An 8,075-nucleotide genomic window follows, 5' to 3' on the forward strand; every position below is an offset into this window, starting at 1 on the left:
TGAAAATGGGAATTTTATCATGATTCTCAACAATATTTTAAAATTTTCGGACGGAACGGTCAAGACCGTTCCCTACACGGGGAAAATATGTTATAATGTCTCATTGACGGATGAAATCTCATCGTCGGTGAGACGTTTCTTTTTGACACGGTCGGATGTCGGACGGCAGGAGAGGGAACATGCCCAAGGACGCGCTGAAAATTTTTACTGTTTATACGCAGGAGTGGTTTCGCGGGATGCTCGGCGCACCGACGGCGGTGCAGCGCGAGGCCTGGCCCGAGATCGCTGCGGGTAAACATACACTGGTATCGGCGCCGACCGGTACCGGCAAGACGCTGACCGCCTTTTTGGTGTTCATCGACCGACTGCAGGAACAAGCCGAAAAGGGCTTGCTGCCCGAAGAATTGCAATTGATTTATATTTCGCCTCTGAAATCGCTGGCGGGGGATATCCGTGAGAACTTAAGGCGTCCTTTGGAGGGGATTTTAAAGCACCGCGTTCGTACCGGAATACATCAATACGGCGCGGAGATTCAAATCGGCATCCGTACCGGCGACACCTCGCAGGGCGAACGCGCACGGATGGCAAAACACCCGCCGCATATTCTGATCACCACCCCGGAATCGTTATATTTAATGCTGACGAGTGCGTCGGGGCAGAAGATGCTGCACACCGCCAAAGCGATCATCATTGACGAACTGCATGTGATGATCGACTCCAAACGCGGGGCGCATTTGATGCTGTCGGTCGCACGGCTGGATCAGCTCTGCGGGCAGCCGCTGCAGCGCATCGGGCTTTCGGCGACGATTGAACCGCTCGACACGGCGGCGGCTTACCTCTCGCCCGACCCGGTTTCGATTGTCGCGCCTAAAATGGAAAAGAAGATTTTAATTGAGGTCACCAGTCCTTTGCCCGGCACTAGCGGACTGACGGGACCTCTGGGCGGCGGACCGACTTGGCCCAAGATCGGGCAGACAATCTACTCTTTTTGCGGAGACAAGGGGAGCGCCATCGGCTTTGTCGACGGGCGGGCCTATGCCGAGAAGCTGGCTTTTTTCGTCAATCAGGTGGCCGGAGACGGATTTGCGCGGGTGCACCACGGGAGTTTGTCGAAAGAACAGCGGTTCCAGACCGAACAGGCGCTGCGGGCCGGTGAATTGCGGCTTTTGTGCGCGACCTCCTCGATGGAACTGGGCATTGACGTGGGCGACATCGAGCAGGTGTTTCAAATCGGCTGCCCGTATTCCATCTCGAGTACGATGCAGCGGCTCGGGCGTGCGGGGCATAACCCCAATCGGGTCAGCGTGATGCGCATTTTTCCGCGCGAGGCCTCGGAGGGTTTATATTGCGGGCTGACCGCCGAAGTGGCGCGTCAGGGCGGCATCGAGCACTCCCACCCGCCGAGGGGTTGTTTTGACATCTTGGCGCAGCATCTGGTCTCAATGGCGACCGGAAGCGGCTATTCGGTTTCGGATGTCATGCCGATTTTAACAAGGGCTTATCCGTTCAAAGACGTGACCGAAGACGATGTGCGCGATATTTTGGGGATGTTGGCCGGGGATTATGAGCACGAGCGGGATATTCCGGTGCGTCCCCGCGTGATCTATGACCGGATTCACGACAAGGTGCAGGGCGACGCTTACAGCCGAATGCTGGCCGTCAACGCGGGCGGCACCATTCCCGACCGGGGGCAGTATACCTGCAAGACCGAGGGCGGTGTCAAGATCGGGGAACTCGACGAGGAGTTTATTTTCGAGACCCGGGTCGGCGACCGGTTTTTCCTCGGGACGTTTGCGTGGAAAGTGCTGAGCATCAACCGCGATACCGTGGTTGTGAAACAGACTAATCCGACCGGTGCCAGACTGCCGTTTTGGCACGGAGACCCCAAGGGGAGAACCATGCAGACCGGCATTGCCTTCGGGCAGATTTTAAGGCATTTGGCCCGTGCCGACGAGACCGGACAGATGCTTGAAGAGATAGAAAAACTGGGTTTGGATCAACCTGCGGCAAAAGGTGCGGCGGGCTATTTGAAGCGCCAGATCGAGAGCACGCACGGGCTGCCGGACGATAAAACGCTGATTATCGAACATTTTACCGACGACAACGGCGCGCGCCAGATGATGGTGCATTCGGTTTTCGGGCGTCCTGTCAACGAGCCGCTGATGATTTTAGTTCGGGAAGCGGCTTCGCGCATCACCGGTTCGACGGTCAACTGCGTCGCCGATGACGACGGATTTTTGCTCTATCCCTATGATGCGAAACCGCTGCCGATGGGGCTGATGTCCGAAGTCATCCCCGAGACGGCGCGCCAAATTGTGACCGCCGTGTTGCCGACGACGCCGTTATATAATATGAATTTTCGCTACAACACCGCACGGGCGTTATTGATGGGCACCAAGAGCCACACCCGCCAGCCGCTCTGGATTCAGCGCATGCGCAGTGCGGAGCTGCTCTCTTCGCTGGTCGAACAGGAAAAGCACCCGATCATCCGCGAGACGATGCGCGAATGTCTGGAGGATTATTGGGATTTGGCGGGCGTCGAGACCATTTTAAACGGAATCAAATCGGGCGATATCACGGTGCGGGAACTGGAGCGCAGTTCGCCGTCGCCGATGTCGCTGCCGCTTCGCCGCAAAACCGAGGCGTCGATGATGTACGATTATTCCCCGACGCCGCAGAATATTCACCGAGCCACGGATAAATCGCTGCGAAATATCCGGGGAATTAAGCCGGAAGCGCACCAACTTAAACGTGTTTCGGCACGGATAAAACTGCCCAAAGACGCTGAGCAACTGCACACGCTATTGATGATTGAGGGCGATTTGGTCGCGGGAGAACTGGATATTCCGATCGAATGGTTGGAAACGCTGGCCGCCGAGGGTCGCGCAAAATATATCGAACCGGGGCTTTGGATTGCCGCGGAACAGGAACAGGATTATACGAACGCGCTTGAAACAAAGGATATTGAGGCACGGATGAAAATCGTGCGGCGGTTGCTACGCTATCGGGGTGCGGTGTCGGCCGAACAGGCGGCGGAGCGTTATCTGTGGACGGATTCGGAGGCACAGGAGGTTTTAACGGGGCTGTGCGAAAAGGGACAGATCGTCGAGCAGGGCGGGGTCTTTTATCACGCGGAATTGTATGAACGCGCGCGAAACGAGACGATCAAAGACCGCCGCAGGCAGGTGACGACGCTGCCCGCCGAACGGTATGCGGCATTGCTGTGCAGCCGGATGCAGCTCTCGGGTTCACCCGCCGAACAATTGGAAAAAGCATTGAAAACAATGTGCGGTCAATCCCATTCCGCTGAGGTATGGGAGAGCGTACTGTTTCCTGCGCGGGTCGGCAGATACAGCCCGCAGATACTCGATAATCTCATGGGTGGCGGCTCGTTCTTCTGGCAGTTTTCGCCCGATGGGAACCTCCGATTTTTCCCGACCGCCGAAATCGACTGGGAGGCCGAGGTGCCGATCCCGGAGGGACTTGACGAAAACGAGACGATCATCTATCAGGCGTTGTTAAAAAACGGCGCGAGCTTTATGCAGCGATTCTCCGGGTTGGTGAGTGGTTCGCCCGCCGAGCCGCTGATGCGGTTGGCCGAAAAAGGGCTTGTGACCGCCGACAGCTTTGTACCTGTCCGGCAATGGCTGGAACGCAGCCGGATTGAAAAAGGCACGGTGCGGCAGCGGGTCAATGCCCGCGTGCAGGTGCTGACTGGGCGCTGGGAAGTTATCCGTCCGCTGAAAACACCGACAGTGGAACAGCTGCTTGAACGTGGGTTCGACCGCGCGGTGATTGTGTGCCGCGAGACGGTGCAGGGAATTTCATGGGCCGAGGCGTTGGAAGCGCTACGAATCTGGGAATATACCGGCAGGGCAAGACGCGGCTATTTTGTGGAGGGGCTTTCGGGGATTCAATTTATCCGGGAAAGCGACTTTGCCGGAACGGTTTTCGCGCTGCAAAATCCACGTTCGGAACTGGTGTGGCTGAATGCCGCCGATCCCTCGCAGCCGTGGGGAAAATGCCTGCCGCACCGGGAAAACCGCGCGTTTTTAAATGTCGCGGGTTCGGCGGCGGCTTTGAAATCCGGTGTTCCGGTCGCTGTTTTCGAACGGCAGGGCAAGACGCTGCGCGTATTTGAGCCGAAACATCTGAACGAAGTGCTTACGACGTTTGTGCGGGATTATGCGGGCCGTCGAATTTTCGGAGGGCAGCAGCGTATCGTCGTCAAGGAATACCCGAAAGAAGCGGCGGAAGCGTTGAAAAATGCCGGATTTTCGCGCGAACTACAGGATTTTGTACTGTACAGGCCATATCAGTGAGGGTAAATAGGCTGTCATCTTCCCGAGATCCTTCGGCTACGTACGAAAGGCCTTATATTCGTGCTTTGCTCAGGATGACAAATTAATTCGTTAGGCGGCTCAGAAAGACGGTTTATTTCATATTTTCCGTCGAAAAGGAAATACTATCTGCCGATACCAATGTCGGAGGGATTTTTATGGCACAGGATTTGGGACTTGCGCAGGACTTGCAGCTGGTGCGCGAATGGTATGAAAATAAAACGACAGTCACCGAGATGATCCATTGGGTCAATGGTCGGCTGAAAAAATGGGAAGAGGACGTCGTCGGACAATTTCCAGAAAAGGCAAAGATTCTCGACGTCGGCTGCGGTCTGGGGCGGGAGGCGTTCGCGTTGTATCAATGGGGCTTTTCGCTCACCGGTATTGATACTTCTCACGAGGTGATCAAGCAGGTCACCGGAATGGCAAAAATCAACGGGTATCCGATTCAGTTTTCCTGGTACGACGGCCAAACCCTGCCGTTTGAAAGCGGGTCGTTCGATGCGGTGATCATTTGGGCGCAGACCTTCGGGCTGATGTACGGCGGCGATTATAAAAACGCGTTTTTGAAAGAGTGCGCCCGTGTGTTAAAAAGCGGCGGCTTTTTAAGCTTTTCCAGTCACGATTACGAATATGCGAGTGAAATTTACCCGCAGTATACGGATGGCAGAAAATTTTATCCATATGCGGATACGAAACTCTATTGGGAACTGTTCTTGCCGGGCGAGCTGCGGGCATTTGCCGAAAACGCCGGGTTCGTCGTCACCGAATGCGCGCGCGGAGAGGTCTATCGGCCCGAGGACGGCGTGATTTTGCACTGCCTTTGCCGAAAGCCGTAAAAGCGGCTGTTTTTCTTGACAACGTGGAACGACCTGCGTAAAATAAAATGTGAACACAATCGGTATCATTTGGATTTGATTCTGAATGGTACCGGTCTCTTTTTACGGGGCGCCGCGTATAAACGCGCCGTTTCTTCATGGAGGTATGATGAGGGATGAAAATTCGACTGTTACAGCCTCAATATCCGCTTGACGGGAGTTCGGAAGCGTGTTTTGATTGGATTTTGACACAGCTTGCCGCGTGTGATGAGTCCCTTGACTTGATCGTGACGCCCGAATATTCCAACGCGCCGGGCATCAATACCCGCGAAGAACTCGACACGTTTTGTGCCACGAGCACAGAGCGCCTGATTGCCGCTGCCAAAGAGGCGGCTATCCGCTGTAAGGCGTTTGTGGCCGTCAACGCCGCGCGATCGGACGGGGGCGACTTACGCAACACCACGTTGTTTTTCGGCCGGGACGGGAAGCTGCTGCATGATTATCATAAAGCGCAGCTGCCCCCGTTTGAAACACAGGTGATGAAGATCAAACCGGGCAGCGGTAAGGATATGATCTTCGGCTGCGAGGGGATCCGGTTCGGCTTTATCACCTGTTTTGATATGTATTTCAATGAATACATCGAAAAAATGGCGAGTTTTCGCCCTGATGTAATTATCTTTCCGTCCTATCAACGGGGCGAGACTTGTGAAAATCTCTATGCGCAGACCCGACTCTGCGCCAACCGGTGCAACGCCTTTGTACTGCGCTGTTCTTACAGTGTCAATCCGGATTCGCCCCGGGGCGGCTGCACGCACATCGCCGATCCCGCCGGGAATCCGATTTTCGATTTGGGGCAGCAAGTGGGCGTTTTGGACGGGGATATCGATCCGAAACAGAAAAACATGCGTGCCAACGGCTTCGGTATGCCGAAAGTATCCGGTGATTTCTTTGTCGAAAACCGGCGCGTTCCGGCGATTTATCGGCAGTGCGGTTCGTCAATGTCGCTGCCCGATGTTGAGTTGCCTTATCCGCGCATCTGCGCGCATCGGGGTTTTAATACCGTTGCGCCCGAAAACACGATGCCCGCCTTTGGGGCTGCCGTGGCGCTCGGAGCCGATGAGATTGAATTCGACATCCGGTTTACCGCTGACGGCGTACCGATGGTGATTCACAACGATACCGTCGATGAGGTGACGCATGGCAGATCAACCGGTAGGATAAACGATTTTACCTTCGCGCAGCTGACCGAAATGAACGTCGGAAAAGGCCCGTTCGACGGGCTGCAAATGGCCGCGTTTGAGCAGGTGCTTGAAAAGTTTGCCGGACGCGTGGTGATGAATATCCACCTCAAGGGGGATGCCGAATCGGGGCAGAAAGACGCTGTCTACAGTCCGGAAAAACTGAAAAAGATCATGGAACTGGTCGAACAATATGACTGTAAAAATTATATCTACATCGCCGGATGCCGCGATGTGCTGGAGACCGCCCGCACGTATTTTCCCGAAATTGCACGCTGCTGTCTGGACGGTCAGCGGGACTATACCCTGATGGAGACCGCAATTGAATTCGGCTGCAAAAAACTGCAGTTTTATAAGCCTTATTTCGACCAGAGCATGATCGACAAAGCCCATGACAACGGGATTATATGTAATATCTTTTGGGCCGATGATCCGAAAGAGGCGGTTGAATACATTAAAATGGGCATTGATACGATTCTGACCAATGACTTTTTAAATGTTTCAAACGCAGTGAAAAAAGCAACGAGAAAAGGTTGAAAATAGGGACAAGTTCAGTTATAATAAAAGAAACATAAAAACAGCGGAGGGATTTTATATGAAAGAAATTTTCGTAACGGGCGAATCGCTTCCCATCGCATATCACAAAGCGCTGGTCGCGCTGGCCGAACAGGGCGATATTCTGACCTGCAACGACTGGGGTCAGATGCAAAAAGAGGTTAGTATGACCTATGTGGTCGAAAATCCGCTGGCCGAGCCGATGATCAGCCGGTTATATATCGGCGGATTCTACGAATTGCAGCAATATGTCATGGAGATTTTGGACGGCATTCTCGATTTCAAGATCGGTGACGGCAAGTGCTGGGAATACACCTACCACGACCGCTATTACCGCCAGCTGCCGTTTATTATCGGCGAATTAAAACGCAATCCCGACAGCCGCCGCGCCGTCATGAACATCCGCGATTTCGAGATCGACAGCAACAACAACGACCCTGCCTGTTTGCAGAGCATTCAATATCTGATCCGCGACGGTAAACTGCATTGCAAAATCATGATGCGTTCCAACGACGCCGCGCAGGCCAACTTTATGAATGCGTTTGCCTTTATCCAGCTGCAAAAGAAGGTCGCTGACGAGCTGAGCATTCCGATCGGGAGCTACACCCACCGCGCCAACAGCTTCCACTGTTATGAGCGCAATTTTAAACTGCTGGAGCAGTATGTGGACGGCATCAAAAACAAGCCGCTCGATGAAATTACTTACGAATACGAGGGTTTTTATAAAGACATGATGGCCGAGAGCATTCCCGCCATCAACGCCGCGGTCGGTAAACTGCGCGCCGAGATGGACGCCAGAGAAAAGAAATAAAAGAACAATAGAAATATCTCTGTCATTCTGAGCGCAGCGAAGAATCTCGGACTGATAACGGCCTCCGTATAAGGGATGCCGGTAACCATATGGTTGCGAGATCCTTCGACTGCATGCCGAAAGCGGCATTTCGCTCAGGATGACAAAAAGGCGGGAGCAATCCCGCCTTTTTAAATTTCAGGGTGTCGATATTATAAAAGCTTTCGGGTGTTGTAGCGGGCACCGAGATACGACCAGTTCTGCGGGAAGGGGCGGTTGATGGTCCAATAGCTGATGCCGCCGAGGTTATATTGATTGACCAAAAGCAGTTTGG

4 protein-coding genes are annotated in these 8,075 nt (G+C 54.0%); all 4 read left to right on the forward strand.

Annotated features, from left to right (window positions below; genetic code table 11):
- The first annotated feature begins 179 nt into the window (after positions 1–179).
- The 4 genes from PK629_05510 to PK629_05525 all read left to right on the forward strand — a co-directional run bounded on the left by PK629_05510 (position 180) and on the right by PK629_05525 (position 7,762).
- On the forward strand, positions 180–4,322 hold the full coding sequence (locus PK629_05510; protein HOP10930.1) for a DEAD/DEAH box helicase: 4,143 nt from the start codon (positions 180–182) through the stop codon (positions 4,320–4,322).
- 176 nt (positions 4,323–4,498) lie between these two features.
- Positions 4,499–5,179, forward strand: a complete 681-nt coding sequence (locus PK629_05515) for a methyltransferase domain-containing protein (protein ID HOP10931.1) — start codon at positions 4,499–4,501, stop codon at positions 5,177–5,179.
- Positions 5,180–5,334: 155 nt separating this feature from the next.
- Complete coding sequence (locus PK629_05520; protein HOP10932.1) at positions 5,335–6,933, forward strand: glycerophosphodiester phosphodiesterase family protein; 1,599 nt, start codon at positions 5,335–5,337, stop codon at positions 6,931–6,933.
- A gap of 58 nt (positions 6,934–6,991) precedes the next feature.
- Positions 6,992–7,762 (forward strand): thymidylate synthase, encoded by a 771-nt coding sequence (locus tag PK629_05525; GenBank protein ID HOP10933.1) that lies wholly within the window; start codon positions 6,992–6,994, stop codon positions 7,760–7,762.
- The last annotated feature ends 313 nt before the right edge of the window (positions 7,763–8,075 follow it).

It is taken from the genome of Oscillospiraceae bacterium (genome assembly GCA_035380125.1).
GTDB lineage: Bacteria > Bacillota > Clostridia > Oscillospirales > JAKOTC01 > DAOPZJ01.

What these genes read in the sequence shown, in the direction of transcription:
- PK629_05525 (HOP10933.1), top strand. Translation starts at nt 6,992, where the DNA reads ATGAAAGAAATTTTCGTAACGGGCGAATCGCTTCCCATCGCATATCAC.
- PK629_05515 (HOP10931.1), top strand. Translation starts at nt 4,499, where the DNA reads ATGGCACAGGATTTGGGACTTGCGCAGGACTTGCAGCTGGTGCGCGAA.
- PK629_05510 (HOP10930.1), top strand. Translation starts at nt 180, where the DNA reads ATGCCCAAGGACGCGCTGAAAATTTTTACTGTTTATACGCAGGAGTGG.
- PK629_05520 (HOP10932.1), top strand. Translation starts at nt 5,335, where the DNA reads ATGAAAATTCGACTGTTACAGCCTCAATATCCGCTTGACGGGAGTTCG.